Origin of the sequence: Prosthecochloris marina (genome assembly GCF_003182595.1) — a bacterium.
Classification (GTDB): domain Bacteria; phylum Bacteroidota; class Chlorobiia; order Chlorobiales; family Chlorobiaceae; genus Prosthecochloris; species Prosthecochloris marina.
In genome coordinates this window covers 1-585 of record NZ_PDNZ01000019.1, presented here as the reverse complement: position 1 = coordinate 585, position 585 = coordinate 1, and the positions used below count along the sequence as shown (strand labels likewise).

Annotated in this window: 1 protein-coding gene; it reads right to left on the bottom strand. The window is 57.1% G+C overall.

Going from position 1 to position 585, the window contains the following annotated elements:
- Positions 1 to 585 (bottom strand): VCBS domain-containing protein (locus CR164_RS12910; RefSeq protein ID WP_146204182.1); only part of this gene is annotated, 585 nt, incomplete at both ends.

Genomic DNA, 585 nt, shown 5'->3' with positions numbered 1-585 from the left:
CGTATCGTTCGACGTGTCGCCGTCCGTATCCGTCACCGTAATACCGATGCTGTCAAGCACCGTGTCATTACCCGCAACACTGTGATCCAGCGTGTTGTCGTCCAGACTGTAGGTATAGTGCACCACACCGCCGCCCGTCGACGCGTTGGGCGTGTAACCGTTGATCACCAGCGTACCGTACTCGGTATCGATCGTGATGTTCGTCGTCGCGCTTGCCAACAGTTCCGACTCGCTGATCACCACATCGCTACCACTACCGTCAACCACCGTGATCGAACCAAGACCGTCCGGCGCCGTGATCGTGAAGCTGCTCGTCACCTCATCACTGTCACCAGGGTTGCTACCGTCTGCAAGACCCGCTTCGTACACCGTCTCGTCACCAGCACCACCAGAACCGTTGTTGTCCGGGATCACTATCGTCGTACCGTCATCCGAACCGTTGATCGTGATCGTCAGTGTCGTCGTGCTCTCATCGCCATCCGCATCGCTGATCGTGTACACGAACGTATCCGTCAGACTTTCCGTATCCGACAGACCCTGCACCAACGGGTTCGTGTTGTCCAGCGTATACGTGTAACTACCGTC